The sequence below is a fragment of the Streptomyces sp. SID14515 genome (assembly GCF_010548505.1).
Taxonomy (GTDB): Bacteria; Actinomycetota; Actinomycetes; order Streptomycetales; family Streptomycetaceae; genus Streptomyces; species Streptomyces caviscabies.
Genome location: NZ_JAAGMH010000071.1, coordinates 16,059 through 31,498 on the forward strand (window position 1 = coordinate 16,059; position 15,440 = coordinate 31,498).

Genomic DNA, 15,440 nt, shown 5'->3' on the forward strand with positions numbered 1-15,440 from the left:
TCCTGACCCTACCTGGGTGGGTGGTGATTGAAACCCCTAGATCACAAAGACTGCGGGGTGTGTCCGATCTTCACCCTTGCGCTCTCCCTCACGTCAAGGGAATACCCACCCTTCGGCACCGGAAAGCCGCCGGTTGTATCGTCGAACTGTTCAACACCCGTCAGGGCTGGCTCCAATTGGTTCAGATACGCAGGAACGGCAGGACACATGACCGTGCAGCAGGACTCGCCGGGCGACAGTGACACGCAGGACCTGGAGGTCTGGATCGACCAGGACCTCTGTACGGGCGACGGCATCTGTGTGCAGTACGCCCCCGACGTCTTCGAGCTGGACATCGACGGTCTGGCGTATGTGAAGAGCAGCGACGACGAGCTGCTGCAGAACCCGGGGGCGACCACTCCGGTGCCGCTGCCGCTCCTCCAGGACGTCGTGGATTCGGCCAAGGAGTGTCCCGGGGACTGCATCCATGTGCGGCGCGTCAAGGACAACGTCGAGGTGTACGGGCCGGACGCCGACTAGCCGGCCAGGTCCTCCGCCCGGACACCCCCAGGCTGCGAAGGCGGCGCTCAGACGCTGCGGGCGAGGTCTCCGGAGGTGCGGACGAACGCCTTCCCCTTCCACCTCCAGGAGGCCTGTTCCTCCTGGTCGGGGCAGCAGCGGGGGACGTCGAGCGAGGAGTAGCCGAGCAGGGTCGCCGAGACGACGCCGTCGCGTACGGCGAAGTCGGAGACCGTTTTCCTGTCAGCGGGGTCCACCAGGGTCGCCACGACCCGGGGTGCGGCCCCGCTCGTCTGTGTCAGGACGTAGATGCCGCCGGGCGGGGTGCCCGATCCGGCGGCGCAGTGCACCACGGCGACGGTTTCCGGCCGCCCGTCGCCGTCGAGGTCGCCGGGGGCCTGTTTCGCGACGGTCGTCCCGGCGCCGCCGCACTCCAGCGGGAAGTCCACCCCGGCCGGGTCCGGGGCGGGCACGGGAGCGCCGTGCTGCCGCGTGGTGGTCCGCTGCTCGGGGGCCGTGGCGGTCGCCGTGGCCGTACGGGGCTGGAGCAGCCCGGCCAGCGCGACGACTCCCGCCATCGCCGCGGCCGTGGCGAGCCAGTGCACCGGCTTGGCGGCGGTGTGGGCGAGCTCCGGGAGCGCGGGGGTCTGCACGCGGTATGTCTCCTGATGGTTCCTGGAAGCCCGGTGAGGGGGTGGGGAGCACCCCTGAGGGGTGGCCAGCATCGTGCCACACCTCACACCCGGGCGGAACGGCGGGGTGCAACGAAAAGGCGCCGCCGCGCAGTTCCCCGGTCGGTCGGGGAACTGCGCGGCGGCGCCGGTTCGTTGGGCGGGTCAGCCGCGGTCGGCGGCGGAGCCTCCGCGGCTCTGGCTGCCCGGTCCGTCGTAGTCCTCGCCGTAGGCGCCCTTGGAGGGGCGGCGGCGGCGCAGCGGCGGCTCGACGCCGTCCGCGAGGCGGCGGGCGGTGACCAGGAAGCCGGTGTGGCCGATCATCCGGTGGTCGGGGCGGACGGCGAGGCCCTCCACGTGCCAGTTGCGGATCATCGACTCCCAGGGCTGCGGTTCGGCGAAGCAGCCGATCTCGCGGATGGACTCGACGGTGCGCGAGAGCTGGGTGGTGGTGGCCACGTAGGCGCAGAGGATGCCGCCGGGCACCAGGGCCTTGGAGACGGCCTCCAGGCACTCCCAGGGGGCGAGCATGTCCAGCACGACGCGGTCGACGTCGGTGTCGGAGAGGTTGTCCTGGAGGTCGCCGACGGTCAGCTGCCAGGCGGGGTGCGGCGAGCCGAAGTAGCGCTCGACGTTCTGCTGGGCGATCTCGGCGAAGTCCTCGCGGCGCTCGTAGGAGTGCAGCATGCCCTGCTCACCGATGGCGCGCAGCAGGAAGGTGCTGAGCGAGCCGGATCCGACCCCGGCCTCCACGACGCGGGCGCCGGGGAAGATGTCGGCGAAGGCCAGGATCTGCCCCGCGTCCTTGGGGTAGACCACGGCGGCGCCGCGGGGCATGGACAGGACGTAGTCGGGGAGCAGGGGGCGCAGCGCGAGATAGGCGACGTTTCCCGTGGTTCGGACAACACTGCCCTCGGGGGCACCGATCAGCTCGTCGTGCGGGAAAGAACCCTTGTGGGTGTGGAAGTTCTTTCCGGCCTCGAGCGTGAAGGTGTAGTGGCGGCCCTTGGGGTCGGTGAGCTGTACCTGGTCCCCGACCTTGAAGGGCCCACGTCGGCGGGCGGCACCGGTCGGTTCAGACATGTGACCAGCCTACCGGTGATTCCGGGGCCGCCGACCGCCCGGCCCGCGCCGTCGACGGCCGGGCGGGCCCTCAGGCTCCGGGGCGGGCCATGGCCTTGACGAAGGCGCGCTCCACGTCGGCGGTGGAGAGGACCCCGTAGATCTGGCCGGTCTCCTCGACCACCAGGTATTCGGTGGCGGGGGTGGCCTTGAGCCGGTCCAGGAGGGCTTCGCCGGCCAGTTCCGCGGGGACCTTCATGCCGTCGGTGAGGTCCTGGGCGAGGCCGCTGACGGCGACCCAGGGGCGGCGGTGTTCGGGGACGCCGACGATGGCGGCCTCGCGGACGACGCCCTTGGGGTTGCCCTGTCCGTCGACGACGACCAGGGCGCGGGCGCCCGCCTCGTTGGCCCGGCGCAGCGCTTCGGAGAGCGGGGTGGCGGACTCGACGGGGACGGCGCGGCGGGTCAGGGTGCGGGCTCGGAGGTCGGGCAGGTGCTCGCGGAGGCGGGCCATGCGCAGGCTGTTCCCGGCGCCGGTCCAGATGATGCCGGCGAGGATCGCGGCGAGCAGGGCGTCCATGACGGTCTCGACGCCGCCGATGTCCTGGGCGGAGCCGCCGACCGCTCCGGTGTGGGTGAGCAGCGGCAGGCCGACGAGGACGACGACGGCGAGGCCGCGGCCGACCCAGGCGGCGGCGATGGTGCCGCTCATCGGCTTGCCGGTGATCTTCCAGACGACGGCGCGAAGCATCCGGCCGCCGTCGAGGGGCAGGCCGGGCAGCAGGTTGAACGCGGCCACGATGAGGTTGGAGATCATCAGGCCCGCGAGCAGGACACCGGGGACCGTGCCGGGCTCGACGAGCTGCATCGCGCCGTAGAAGACGCCGCCGAGGACCAGGGACAGGAGCGGTCCGACGAAGGCGAGGACGAACTCGCGGCCGGGTGTCTCGCTCTCCTTCTCGATCTCCGAGACGCCGCCGAAGAACTGGAGCTGGATGCGGCGGACCGGGAGCTTGTAGCGCAGGGCGGCGACCGTGTGGGCCAGTTCGTGGACGAGCACGGAGGCGTAGAAGGCGATGGCGAAGAACAGCGCGACGAGATAGCGGGCGGCGCCGAGCTCGGGCAGCACGCGGTCGAGCTGGCCGCCGAAGACCCAGGTGATCAGTGCGGCGACGACGAACCAGCTGGGGGCGACGTAGACGGGCACGCCGAAGGGGCGGCCCATGAGCAGGCCGCCGCCGGGTTCCGCGGGGCGTTTCGGCTTGCCGTTGTCGGGGTCGGCGCCGGGGGGCGCTCCCCCTGCGCCGGGCTGCGGCCGCCCGCTGTCGCCGCTCTCGTCCACGGGGTCCCTTCGGTTCGGTGAGTGGCCTTTGCCACGATCATGCAGTGTGCGAGGGTCTGCCGTCGATGGTATGCCGCTGACTGTCAGTGGCGGGCCGTAGGGTCTGGAGACATGACTTCCGTGCCGCGGCCGCCTCAGCCGCCTTCGTCCCTGTCGCCGTCGCGGGCGAGCGATTTCATGCAGTGCCCCCTGCTCTACCGCTTCCGGGTCATCGACAGGCTGCCCGAGAAGCCCAGCGAGGCGGCTACCCGCGGCACGCTGGTCCATGCGGTGCTGGAGCGGCTCTTCGACGCCCCGGCGGCCGACCGTACGGCGCCGCGGGCGCGGGCGCTGATTCCCGGCCAGTGGGACCGGCTGCTGGAGTCGAAGCCGGAGCTGGGCGAGCTGTTCGCCGAGGACAGCGAGGGCGAGCGGCTGACGCGCTGGCTGGGCGAGGCGGAGCAGTTGGTGGAGCGGTGGTTCTCGCTGGAGGACCCGACGCGGCTGGAGCCGGCGGAGCGCGAGCTGTTCGTGGAGACGGAGCTGGAGTCGGGGCTGCGGCTGCGCGGGGTGATCGACCGGGTGGACGTCGCGCCGAGCGGCGAGGTCCGGATCGTCGACTACAAGACGGGCAAGGCGCCGCGGCCGGAGTATTCCGAGGGCCCGCTGTTCCAGATGACGTTCTACGCGCTGGTGGTCTGGCGGCTGAAGGGCGTCGTGCCGCGCCGCCTCCAGCTGGTCTATCTGGGCAGCGGGGACGTGCTGACGTACGACCCGGTGGTGGCGGACCTGGAGCGGGTGGAGCGCAAGCTGCTGGCGCTGTGGGACGCGATCGCGCTGGCGACGGAGACCGGTGACTGGCGGCCCCGGCCGACGAAGCTGTGCGGCTGGTGCGACCACCGGGCGGTGTGTCCGGAATTCGGTGGGACTCCCCCGGTCTATCCGCTGTCGGTCCGCCCGGCGGACCCGGGTGAGGATGGCCAGGGCAGAATGGGACCGGTCCGGGCCGAGGCCGGCCGAGCCGTGGCCCTTGAGGGCCCTTAAGGAGTTCCTGTGGCGATCCGCGTCCTTCTGGTCGATGACCAGCCTCTGCTGCGCACCGGTTTCCGGATGATTCTGGAGGCCGAAGGCGATCTGGCGGTGGTCGGTGAGGCCGGTGACGGTCTGCAGGCCATCGATCAGGTGCGGGCGCTGCAGCCCGATGTGGTGCTGATGGACATCCGGATGCCGCGGATGGACGGGGTGGAGGCGACCCGTCAGATCACCGGCCCCGGGAAGGACGGCCCGGCGAAGGTGCTGGTGCTGACCACCTTCGATCTCGACGAGTACGTGGTGGAGGCGCTGCGTGCGGGGGCGAGCGGCTTCCTGCTGAAGGACGCTCCGGCGGCCGAACTGGTGCAGGCGATCCGGGTGGTGGCGGCGGGCGAGGCGATGCTCGCGCCGAGCATCACGCGCCGGCTGCTCGACAAGTACGCGGACCATCTGCCGTCCGGCGAGGACCCGGTGCCGGACGCCCTGCACACGCTGACGGACCGTGAGGTCGAGGTGCTGAAGCTGGTGGCGCGGGGGCTGTCCAACGCGGAGATCGCGGCGGATCTGTTCGTCAGCGAGACGACGGTCAAGACGCATGTGGGCCATGTGCTCACGAAGTTGGGCCTGCGCGACCGGGTGCAGGCCGCGGTGTACGCGTACGAGAGCGGGCTGGTGCGCCCCGGGGCGCAGTAGCGGCCCCTGCCCCGCGTACGGCGAAGCCGTCCGGCCCGTCCCCGTCCTGTCGAAGGAGAGGGGGCGGGCCGGACGGCTTTTTGGTCGGATCAGGTGAGGTCGGGCTCAGACGCTGGGCCGGTTGAGCTCCCAGAGCTGGAGTTCGGAGGTGGCGCTGACGGAGCGCTCCACTCCGGCGATGCCGTCGCGGGAGGCGACGTACTGCTTGCCCTGCCAGATCGGGAGGACCGGCACATCGGTGGCGACGATGTCCTGGAGCTTCTCGTAGGTGATGGCGGCGGCGGTGCGGTCGGCCTCGCGGCGGGACTGCGGGATGAGGACCTTCTGCGCCTCGCGCGAGCGGTAGGGCGAGTTGAGGAAGTTGTTCTCGTCCAGGAAGGGCGCGGTGTAGTTGTCCGGGTCCGGGAAGTCGGGGAACCAGCCCATGCCGTAGGCGGCGTAGTCGCCGCGCTTCTGCTCGGGGCGGTACTGCGACCACTCCTTGCCCTTGACGGAGACGTCGAAGAGGCCGGAGCTGTTCAGCTGCTCCCGGAGCGCCTTGAACTCCTCGGCGGTGGCCGAGCCGTAGTGGTCGTTGGTGTAGTGCAGGGTGAACTTCACCGGCGTCTTGATCCCGGCGTCGCGGAGGATCGTCGCGGCCTTGGCGGTGTTGGGCTCGCCGTACTTGTTGAAGAAGGCGTTGGTGTGCCCGGCGATGCTGGAGGGGATCAGGGAGTAGAGCGGTTCGGCGGTGGTGCCGTACACCTTGCCCGCGATCTCGCCCCGGTCGATGATCTGCGCCATGGCCTGCCGGACGGACTTGTTGACCACGGGGTCCTTGGTGTTGAACCCGAGGTAGCTGATGGCCAGGCCGGGCATCTCGGTGAGCTCGACGCCCTCCTTCGGCTTCACGAGCATGTCGTGGGCCTGCTCGGGCGACATCGCCCGGGTCATCATGTGGATCTTCTTCTCGTCGAGCGCCTTGCCCATGGCTTCGGCGTCGGGGAAGAGGTCCATCTCGACCTTGTCGTTGAGCACCTTCAGCTCGCCCTTGTACGAGGGGTTCTTGGTGAAGGCGATCTTGACGACCCGGCCGTCCTCGACCTGCGGCTTCATGGTGTACGGGCCGGAGCCGTCGACCTGGAAGCCGGTGCGCGCCTCCTTCGCCGGGTACTGCGCCTTCGGGACGATGCCGGCGGCGGGGGTGGCGAGCTTGTACGGGAAGGTCGCGTCGGGCGTGTTCAGGTGGAAGATCACCTGGTCATCGCCCTTGGTCTCGATCATGTCGATGTTGGCGAGCAGGCCGACCGGCCCGCTGTCCGAGTCGATGTCGATGACGCGCTGGATGGAGTGCTTCACGTCCTCGGCGGTGACGGGCGTCCCGTCGGCGAAGGTGAGGCCCGCCCGCAGGGTGCAGCGGTAGCTCTCGTTCGCGGTGTCGGTGAAGGTGCAGCTGCGGGCGGCCTCGGGCACCGGCTCGCCGCCGCCGTTGGGCACCGCGGTCAGGGTCTGCACGGTCTGCCGCAGGACGTTCCAGACGCCCGCTTCGTAGCCGATGGCCGGGTCGAGCGGCGCGGGGTTCTCCTTGGAGGCCACGAGCTGGTCCGTGGTGCCGACGACGATGGCTCCCTTGCCACCGGCGCCGCTGTCCGTGCTGCCGCAGGCGGCGAGCACGGGGGCGAGCAGGCCGACGACGGCCGGCAGCACCAGGGTCTTGCGGTTCATCTGGACGTTCTCCCTCATCCCGGCAGGTGAGGAATCAAAGTTAGTAGCCGCTGGTGGCCCCTCCGACCGCGTGGAGGACGGCGCACGCTCCCCCGGCGGCCGCAGCGGGCGACATACGAACACGATTACGGACAGCTCACCCGATCCCGGCGGGCCCCGGGAGGCTTTCGGGTGAGGAAGGTCACGCGTCCGCCCTCTTCACATATGCGCCTTGTGGCTGATCCTCATCCATGGAACGTTGCCGGAACGCACACGGGCGGGGGCAGAAAATCCGCTGTTCGTTCACAAACGGACGCCCGGTTCGCATGGGAGTCCGGTGCATGTCAGCACGTTCCGCCCGCTCCGGTGATGAGCTTGCGGAGGAAGGCGAGGTCGACCTCTTCGAGGGAGCCGACGACCATGCGTCCGGCCGCGGGGGCGATGGGGGCGACGGACGGCACGGCGACGACCCGGCATCCGGCGGCCTCGGCGGCGGCCACGCCGGTCGCGGTGTCCTCGATGACGGCGCAGCGCCAGGGGTCAGCGCCGAAGCCCGCGGCGGCGGTGAGGTAGGGCTCGGGGTGGGGCTTGGTGCGGGCCACCTCGTCCCCGGCGACCGTGAGCGCGAAGTGGTGACGGCCCACCGAGTCCAGCACCCGGTCGATGATCCGGCGGTGCGAGGCCGAGACGAGCGCGGTGGGCACCTCGTAGGCGCCCAGCTCGGCGAGCAGCCGCTCGGCTCCCGGCATCAGCGGCACTCCGCGCGCGATACGGCTCTCGAATCCGTCGTTGAGCAGCACGGTCAGCTCGTCCAGCCGGATGTCGGCACCGGTGACGTCGATGAGGTAGCCGGCGCTGCGGGTCATCGGACCGCCGACGACCACGTCCCGCCAGGACTCGTCCAGCCGGTGCCCGAGACCGGCGAAGACCTCTTTCTCGACGTCCCACCAGAAGCCCTCGGTATCGACCAGGGTTCCGTCCATGTCGAGAAGGACCGCCTGCAGGGCGGCGCCTTCGGCCGTGCGGGTCAAGGACGCGGGGACCGTACTGGTCATCCGGCACACCTTCCGTAAGGGACGAGAAGGCCGGCCGCCATTCCCGAAAGCGGGAGGGCGACCGGCCTGCACTGGACCGACCAGTGTACGACGTGTCCCGCCGCGGTGCGCGAAAGGCGCGTGACCGCGGGGCGAAGTCCGCCCTACCGGGCGTTGAAGTACTTCGCCTCGGGGTGGTGGATGACGATGGCGTCGGTGGACTGTTCCGGGTGGAGCTGGAACTCCTCGGAGAGGTGCACACCGATGCGTTCCGGCTGGAGGAGGTCGGCGATCTTCGCGCGGTCCTCCAGATTCGGGCACGCCCCGTAACCGAGCGAGAACCGTGCGCCGCGGTACTTCAGCGCGAACATGTCCTCGACGTCCGCCGGGTCCTCCCCGCCGAAGCCGAGCTCGCTGCGGACCCGGGCGTGCCAGTACTCGGCCAGGGCTTCGGCGAGCTGGACGGAGAGGCCGTGCAGCTCCAGGTAGTCGCGGTAGGAGTTGGCGGCGAACAGCTCGGCGGTGGCCTCGCCGATCCGGGAGCCGACGGTGACGATCTGGAGGCCGATGACGTCCGTCTCGCCGGACTCCTCGGGGCGGAAGAAGTCGGCGAGGCAGAGCCGGCGGCCGCGGCGCTGGCGCGGGAAGGTGAAGCGGGTGCGCTCGGAGCCGTCCTCGTGCAGGAGGACCAGGTCGTCGCCCTTGGAGACGCACGGGAAGTAGCCGTAGACGACGGCCGCCTCCAGGAGGTTGTTGGACTGGAGGTGGTCGAGCCAGCCGCGCAGATGCGGGCGGCCCTCGGTCTCCACCAGCTCCTCGTACGTCGGTCCGTCGCCGGTCCGGTTCTGCTTGAGGCCCCACTGGCCCTTGAAGAGGGCGCCCTCGTCGAGCCAGGAGGCGTAGTCCTTGAGCGGGATGCCCTTGATGACGCGGGTGCCCCGGAACGGCGGCTCGGGGATGGGGTTGGTGGTGGAGACGTCCGAGCGCACCGAGCCCTCGGGCTCCTCGACCTCCAGCACGGCGGTGTCGGTGTTCTTCTTGGGCACCCGGCGCTGCTTGAGCTCGGGCAGGACCGCGCCCGGAACGCCGCGCTTGACGCCGATGAGCGCGTCCATGAGGCGCAGGCCCTCGAAGGCGTCGCGGGCGTAGCGGACTTCGCCTTCGTAGATCTCGTGGAGGTCCTGTTCCACGTAGGCGCGGGTGAGCGCGGCGCCGCCGAGGATGACGGGGAAGTCGGCGGCCATCTTGCGCTGGTTGAGCTCCTGGAGGTTCTCCTTCATGATCACGGTGGACTTCACGAGGAGACCGGACATGCCGATGACGTCGGCGCGGTGTTCCTCGGCGGCTTCCAGGATCGCGGAGACGGGCTGCTTGATGCCGAGGTTGACGACGTTGTAGCCGTTGTTGGAGAGGATGATGTCGACGAGGTTCTTGCCGATGTCGTGGACGTCGCCGCGGACGGTGGCCAGCACGATCGTGCCCTTGCCGTCGTCGTCGGTCTTCTCCATGTGCGGCTCCAGATGGGCCACCGCGCTCTTCATGACCTCGGCGGACTGGAGGACGAACGGCAGCTGCATCTGGCCGGAGCCGAACAGCTCGCCGACCACCTTCATGCCCTCCAGCAGCGTGTTGTTCACGATGTCCAGAGCCGGAGTGTCCTGGAGTGCCTCGTCGAGGTCGGCCTCCAGGCCGTTCTTCTCACCGTCGATGATGCGGCGCTGAAGGCGCTCGTCCAGCGGCAGGGCCATCAGCTCCTCGGCCTTGCCCGCCTTCATCGACTTCATGTTGACGCCCTCGAACAGCTCCATGAGCTTCTGGAGGGGGTCGTAGCCCTCGGCGCGGCGGTCGTAGATCAGGTCGAGGGCGACCTTGACCTGCTCCTCCTCCAGCCGGGCGATCGGCAGGATCTTCGAGGCGTGCACGATCGCGGAGTCCAGGCCCGCCTTGACGCACTCGTCGAGGAAGACGGAGTTCAGCACGACGCGGGCGGCCGGGTTGAGGCCGAAGGAGATGTTGGAGAGGCCCAGCGTCGTCTGGACGTCCGGGTGGCGCTTCTTCAGCTCGCGGATCGCCCCGATCGTGGCGATGCCGTCGCCGCGGGACTCCTCCTGGCCGGTGCAGATGGTGAAGGTCAGGGTGTCGATCAGGATGTCGGACTCGTTGATGCCCCAGTTGGTGGTGAGGTCCTCGATCAGCCGCTCGGCGATGGCGACCTTGTGCTCGACCGTGCGCGCCTGACCCTCCTCGTCGATCGTCAACGCGATCAGGGCGGCGCCGTGCTCGGCGGCCAGGGCGCTGACCTGCGCGAACCTCGACTCCGGACCGTCACCGTCCTCGTAGTTCACCGAGTTCAGCACGGCCCGGCCGCCGAGCTTCTCCAGACCGGCGCGCAGGACGGGCAGCTCGGTGGAGTCCAGCACGATCGGGAGGGTGGAGGCGGTCGCGAAGCGGCCGGCCAGCTCTCTCATGTCGGCGACGCCGTCACGGCCGACGTAGTCGACGCAGAGGTCGAGCATGTGCGCGCCTTCGCGGATCTGGTCGCGGGCCATCTCCACGCAGTCGTCCCAGCGGGCCTCCAGCATCGCCTCACGGAACTTCTTGGAGCCGTTGGCGTTGGTCCGCTCCCCGATCGCCAGATAGGCGGTGTCCTGACGGAACGGGATCGTCTGGTACAGCGAGGCCGCGCCGGGCTCCGGGTGCGGGTTCCGCTCGACCGGCGTGAGGCCGCGGGCCCGCTCGACGACGACCCGCAGGTGCTCCGGAGTCGTACCGCAGCAGCCGCCGATCAGCGAGAGGCCGTAGTCCCGGACGAAGTTCTCCTGGGCGTCGGCGAGGCCGTCGGGGCCGAGCGGGAAGTGCGCGCCGTCCTTGGTGAGGACGGGCAGGCCGGCGTTGGGCATGCACATCAGCGGCGTACGGGAGTGGCGGGCGAGGTAGCGCAGGTGCTCGCTCATCTCGTCCGGGCCGGTCGAGCAGTTCAGCCCGATCAGATCGATGCCCAGCGGCTCCAGTGCCGTCAGCGCCGCGCCGATCTCGGAGCCCAGCAGCATGACGCCGGTCGTCTCGAAGGCGAGGGAGCAGATGAGGGGCACCTGGAGGCCCAGGGCGTCCATCGCCCGGCGGGCGCCGATGATGCTGGACTTCGTCTGCAGCAGGTCCTGGGTCGTCTCCACGATCAGGGCGTCCGAGCCGCCCGCGAGGAGGCCCTCGGCGTTCTTCTGATAGCCGTCACGCAGAACGTCGTAGGTGGTGTGGCCGAGCGAGGGCAGCTTGGTCCCGGGGCCGATCGAGCCGAGGACCCAGCGCTGGCGGCCGTCCTTCTCCGCGAACTCGTCGGCGACCTCGCGGGCGATGCGGGCGCCCGACTCGGAGAGCTCGAAGATCCGGTCGGCGATCTCGTACTCGTTCGCGGCGGAATGGTTCGCGCCGAAGGTGTTGGTCTCGACGCAGTCGACACCGACCGCGAAGTACTCCTCGTGGACCGAGCGCACGATGTCGGGCCGGGTGATGTTGAGGATCTCGTTGCAGCCTTCGAGATTCTCGAAGTCCTCCAGCGTGGGGTCCTGTGCCTGGAGCATGGTGCCCATCGCCCCGTCGGCCACCACCACTCGGGTGGCGAGTGCCTCTCGGAGTGCGTCTGCGCGGGTCCGGCTGTCGGCGGCGGATGTCGGCAACGAGGCCATGGATGATCTCCCAGGGATGCGACGGCTGTCGGCTTTGCGTCCTTCTTGGGGAAGGCGCACCTCGCCAGCGTAGCCGGACGGCGCCCGGGTCCGTAGGTGCGTCCATGGGACGGACTGCATGCTGTGCGGGGTGCGGGGCGTACGACGCGGTGGCGGAGACTTTCCCCCGGAGTCCGGCGAAGGTCGGCATCGACCGATAGTGTTCAGCATTGTCGAACCGAGGTGGAGGAGTACGGCGCGATGGCCAAGAACATCCAGTCGCTGGAGCGGGCGGCCGCGATGCTGCGGTTGCTGGCGGGCGGCGAGCGCCGGCTCGGGCTGTCCGACATCGCCTCCTCGCTGGGGCTGGCCAAGGGCACCGCGCACGGCATTCTGCGCACCCTCCAGCTGGAGGGCTTCGTCGAGCAGGACGCGGCGTCGGGCCGCTATCAGCTCGGCGCGGAGCTGCTGCGTCTCGGCAACAGCTATCTGGACGTCCACGAGCTGCGGGCGCGCGCCCTGGTCTGGACGGACGACCTGGCCCGTTCCAGCGGCGAGAGCGTCCACCTCGGGGTGCTGCACCAGCACGGCGTGCTGATCGTCCACCACGTCTTCCGGCCCGACGACAGCCGCCAGGTGCTGGAGGTCGGGGCCATGCAGCCGCTGCACTCCACGGCGCTGGGCAAGGTGCTGTCCGCGTACGACCCGGTGGCGCACAGCGAGGTCATGGAGGCGGAGCGCCGCTCCTTCACCGGGCGCACCGTCACCGCCGCCGACGAGTTCGAGTCGATGCTCGACCTGATCCGGGCGCAGGGCTGGGCCGCCGACGCGGAGGAGACCTGGGAGGGCGTGGCCGCCGTGGCCGCGCCCGTGCACGACCGGCGCAGGATGCCGGTCGGGGCGGTCGCCGTGACCGGCGCGGTCGAGCGGGTGGCCCCGGGGGGCACGCTGCGCCCCGAGCTGATCGCGGCCGTACGCGACTGCGCCCGCGCGGTCTCCCGGGATCTGGGGGCCGGCCGCTTCTGACGGCCCACACGCCCCGCACTCCCGCTCCCGCCCCGCACTCCCGCCCCCCGGCCCGGGCCCGGCAGGTCCGCGCCCGGCAGTCCCTCGCCCGGTACGTCCGGGTCCGGCGCGGTAACGATCGCGTCGCGCACCGAGTCGTGGACCACAGAACCCTTGACGCTTCCTTCACTCGGGGGAAACACTGCCGTTCAACGGTCGGCATTGTCGAACGCCTAACGGCAATACGCGTTAGGGTGTGACAGTGCCAAGGGCCGGTCAAGCCCTTACAGGTGGGCTGCCCACGCTTCGTGGATACCCATCTGGGGCGCGGAACACCGGAGGGACCCGGTGATCCGCTCTCCCCTGGACGAAGGACAAAGGAGTCGCGGGTGTCCAGCTCCGACATTTTCATCGGCGAGACCATAGGTACCGCCGTACTCATCCTGCTCGGCGGCGGTGTCTGTGCCGCCGTCACGCTGAAGAGCTCGAAGGCCCGGAACGCGGGCTGGCTCGCCATCACCTTCGGGTGGGGCTTCGCCGTGCTGACCGGCGCCTACCTCGCCGGCGGCGTATCGGGCGCCCATCTCAACCCCGCGGTCACGGTCGGCCTGGCCATCCAGGGCGGCACCGAGTGGGGCGACGTACCCCTCTACCTCGGGTCGCAACTGCTCGGCGCGATGATCGGCGCCCTGCTGGTCTGGGCGGTGTACTACGGGCAGTTCCACGCCCACCTCACCGACCCGGAGATCGTCGGGACCAAGTCCACCGACGAGGGCATGGTCGACCAGACCGCCGCCCCGAAGGCGGGCCCGGTGCTCGGGATCTTCTCCACCGGCCCCGAGATCCGCAACGGCGTGCAGAACGTCATCACCGAGATCATCGCCACCGTCGTGCTGGTCCTGGCGATCCTGACCCAGGGCCTCAACAACGAGGGCAACGGCCTCGGCGTGCTCGGCGCTCTGATCACCGCCCTGGTCGTCGTCGGCATCGGCCTCTCGCTCGGCGGCCCGACCGGCTACGCGATCAACCCGGTCCGCGACCTCGGTCCGCGCATCGTGCACTCCCTGCTGCCGCTGCCCAACAAGGGTGGTTCGGACTGGGGCTACGCGTGGGTACCCATCGTGGGTCCGCTCGTCGGCGGCGCACTCGCCGGCGGGCTCTACAACCTCGCCTTCGCCTAGCCGCACCTCCACCACCTCACAGACTTCCGGGAGCACACCGTGACCGACGCACACACCACCGGCACCCACGGCACCGGGCCGTTCATCGCGGCCATCGACCAGGGCACCACCTCCAGCCGCTGCATCGTCTTCGACAAGGACGGCCGGATCGTCTCCGTCGACCAGAAGGAGCACGAGCAGATCTTCCCGAAGCCGGGCTGGGTCGAGCACGACGCGACCGAGATCTGGGAGAACGTCCAGGAGGTCGTCGCCGGGGCCATCGTCAAGGCCGGCATCACCTCCGCCGACGTCAAGGCGATCGGCATCACCAACCAGCGCGAGACCACGCTGATGTGGGACAAGAACACCGGTGAGCCGGTGCACAACGCCCTCGTCTGGCAGGACACCCGCACCGACGCGCTCTGCAAGGAGCTCGGCCGCAACGTGGGCCAGGACCGGTTCCGCCGCGAAACCGGGCTGCCGCTCGCCTCGTACTTCGCCGGGCCCAAGGTCCGCTGGCTGCTCGACAACGTCGAGGGGCTGCGCGAGCGCGCCGAGCGCGGCGACATCCTCTTCGGCACCATGGACTCCTGGGTCATCTGGAACCTCACCGGCGGCACCGACGGCGGGGTGCACGTCACCGACGTCACCAACGCCTCGCGCACCCTGCTGATGAACCTGCACACGATGGCGTGGGACGACAAGATCCTCTCCTCCATCGGCATCCCGGCCGCGGTCCTCCCCGAGATCCGCTCCTCCGCCGAGGTGTACGGCCACGCCAAGGGCGGCATCCTCGACGGCATTCCGGTCGCCTCCGCGCTCGGCGACCAGCAGGCGGCACTGTTCGGCCAGACCTGTTTCGCCGAGGGCGAGGCCAAGTCCACCTACGGCACCGGCACCTTCATGCTGATGAACACCGGTGGCACCCCGGTGAACTCGTACAACGGGCTGCTCACCACCGTCGGCTACCAGATCGGCGACAAGCCCCCGGTGTACGCCCTGGAGGGCTCCATCGCGGTCACCGGTTCGCTGGTGCAGTGGATGCGCGACCAGATGGGCCTGATCAAGTCGGCCGCCGAGATCGAGACGCTCGCCTCCTCGGTCGAGGACAACGGCGGCGCGTACTTCGTGCCCGCCTTCTCCGGCCTGTTCGCCCCCTACTGGCGTCCCGACGCCCGTGGTGTGATCACCGGTCTCACCCGTTACGTCACCAAGGCGCACATCGCCCGTGCCGTCCTGGAGGCCACCGCCTGGCAGACCCGCGAGATCAGCGACGCCATGACGAAGGACTCCGGCGTCGAGCTGACCGCGCTCAAGGTCGACGGCGGCATGACGTCCAACAACCTGCTGATGCAGACGCTCGCCGACTTCCTGGACGCGCCCGTGGTGCGCCCCATGGTCGCCGAGACCACCTGCCTCGGCGCCGCCTACGCCGCCGGTCTCGCCGTCGGCTTCTGGCCGGACACCGACGCGCTGCGCGCCAACTGGCGCCGGGCCGCCGAGTGGACCCCCCGCATGGACGCGGACACCCGTGCCCGCGAGTACAAGAGCTGGCTCAAGGCCGTCGAACGGACCATGGGCTGGGTCGAGGACGAAGAAAGCTGACGAGGAGCATCACC

12 protein-coding genes are annotated in these 15,440 nt (G+C 70.1%); 6 read left to right on the forward strand and 6 right to left on the reverse strand.

Annotated features, from left to right (window positions below; translation table 11 throughout):
• Positions 1 to 207 precede the first annotated feature (207 nt).
• Positions 208 to 519: a ferredoxin gene (locus tag G3I54_RS14330; protein WP_164614708.1), complete on the forward strand. Its 312-nt coding sequence runs from the start codon at positions 208 to 210 to the stop codon at positions 517 to 519.
• A 47-nt stretch (positions 520 to 566) separates the two neighbouring features.
• Here G3I54_RS14330 and G3I54_RS14335 read toward each other — a convergent pair whose 3' ends face one another.
• The 3 genes from G3I54_RS14335 to G3I54_RS14345 form a co-directional block, all read right to left on the reverse strand.
• A complete protein-coding gene (locus tag G3I54_RS14335) occupies positions 567 to 1,151 on the reverse strand; it encodes a hypothetical protein (protein WP_164614710.1) in 585 nt (194 codons plus the stop codon).
• A gap of 183 nt (positions 1,152 to 1,334) precedes the next feature.
• The gene (locus G3I54_RS14340; protein WP_015607518.1) at positions 1,335 to 2,252 is read right to left on the reverse strand and encodes a tRNA (adenine-N1)-methyltransferase; all 918 of its coding nucleotides are present in this window, start codon (positions 2,250 to 2,252) and stop codon (positions 1,335 to 1,337) included.
• Between the two features lie 70 nt (positions 2,253 to 2,322).
• Positions 2,323 to 3,573: a site-2 protease family protein gene (locus G3I54_RS14345; protein WP_164614712.1), complete on the reverse strand. Its 1,251-nt coding sequence runs from the start codon at positions 3,571 to 3,573 to the stop codon at positions 2,323 to 2,325.
• 177 nt (positions 3,574 to 3,750) lie between these two features.
• Here G3I54_RS14345 and G3I54_RS14350 point away from each other — a divergent pair, with 177 nt between their 5' ends.
• Both G3I54_RS14350 and G3I54_RS14355 read left to right on the forward strand, forming a co-directional pair.
• Positions 3,751 to 4,596, forward strand: a complete 846-nt coding sequence (locus tag G3I54_RS14350) for a PD-(D/E)XK nuclease family protein (protein WP_239144370.1) — start codon at positions 3,751 to 3,753, stop codon at positions 4,594 to 4,596.
• Positions 4,597 to 4,605: 9 nt separating this feature from the next.
• Positions 4,606 to 5,277 carry a response regulator transcription factor gene (locus G3I54_RS14355; protein ID WP_003970158.1) on the forward strand — a complete coding sequence of 224 codons (672 nt, stop codon included), beginning with the start codon at positions 4,606 to 4,608 and terminating at the stop codon, positions 5,275 to 5,277.
• 105 nt (positions 5,278 to 5,382) lie between these two features.
• On the opposite strand, the gene G3I54_RS14360 is transcribed toward G3I54_RS14355, so the two are convergent.
• The 3 genes from G3I54_RS14360 to metH form a co-directional block, all read right to left on the reverse strand.
• On the reverse strand, positions 5,383 to 6,981 hold the full coding sequence (locus G3I54_RS14360) for an ABC transporter substrate-binding protein (RefSeq protein WP_164614716.1): 1,599 nt from the start codon (positions 6,979 to 6,981) through the stop codon (positions 5,383 to 5,385).
• 323 nt (positions 6,982 to 7,304) lie between these two features.
• A complete protein-coding gene (locus G3I54_RS14365; RefSeq protein ID WP_164614718.1) occupies positions 7,305 to 8,015 on the reverse strand; it encodes an HAD family phosphatase in 711 nt (236 codons plus the stop codon).
• Positions 8,016 to 8,158: 143 nt separating this feature from the next.
• On the reverse strand, positions 8,159 to 11,677 hold the full coding sequence (gene metH, locus G3I54_RS14370) for a methionine synthase (RefSeq protein ID WP_164614720.1): 3,519 nt from the start codon (positions 11,675 to 11,677) through the stop codon (positions 8,159 to 8,161).
• 240 nt (positions 11,678 to 11,917) lie between these two features.
• Between metH and G3I54_RS14375 the strand changes: the two genes are divergently transcribed.
• The 3 genes from G3I54_RS14375 to glpK all read left to right on the forward strand — a co-directional run bounded on the left by G3I54_RS14375 (position 11,918) and on the right by glpK (position 15,426).
• Entirely contained in the window at positions 11,918 to 12,682 is a 765-nt protein-coding gene (locus G3I54_RS14375) for an IclR family transcriptional regulator (protein WP_164614722.1), read from the forward strand.
• Between the two features lie 368 nt (positions 12,683 to 13,050).
• Positions 13,051 to 13,842 carry an MIP/aquaporin family protein gene (locus tag G3I54_RS14380; RefSeq protein ID WP_164614724.1) on the forward strand — a complete coding sequence of 264 codons (792 nt, stop codon included), beginning with the start codon at positions 13,051 to 13,053 and terminating at the stop codon, positions 13,840 to 13,842.
• Positions 13,843 to 13,881: 39 nt separating this feature from the next.
• Positions 13,882 to 15,426 (forward strand): glycerol kinase GlpK, encoded by a 1,545-nt coding sequence (gene glpK, locus G3I54_RS14385; RefSeq protein WP_164614726.1) that lies wholly within the window; start codon positions 13,882 to 13,884, stop codon positions 15,424 to 15,426.
• Positions 15,427 to 15,440: the final 14 nt, after the last annotated feature.

Bases quoted from the DNA above. Each gene is read 5' to 3' on its own strand.
- metH (WP_164614720.1), bottom strand. From the start codon at position 11,677: ATGGCCTCGTTGCCGACATCCGCCGCCGACAGCCGGACCCGCGCAGAC.
- G3I54_RS14340 (WP_015607518.1), bottom strand. From the start codon at position 2,252: ATGTCTGAACCGACCGGTGCCGCCCGCCGACGTGGGCCCTTCAAGGTC.
- G3I54_RS14365 (WP_164614718.1), bottom strand. From the start codon at position 8,015: ATGACCAGTACGGTCCCCGCGTCCTTGACCCGCACGGCCGAAGGCGCC.
- G3I54_RS14375 (WP_164614722.1), top strand. From the start codon at position 11,918: ATGGCCAAGAACATCCAGTCGCTGGAGCGGGCGGCCGCGATGCTGCGG.
- G3I54_RS14330 (WP_164614708.1), top strand. From the start codon at position 208: ATGACCGTGCAGCAGGACTCGCCGGGCGACAGTGACACGCAGGACCTG.
- G3I54_RS14360 (WP_164614716.1), bottom strand. From the start codon at position 6,981: ATGAACCGCAAGACCCTGGTGCTGCCGGCCGTCGTCGGCCTGCTCGCC.
- G3I54_RS14350 (WP_239144370.1), top strand. From the start codon at position 3,751: ATGCAGTGCCCCCTGCTCTACCGCTTCCGGGTCATCGACAGGCTGCCC.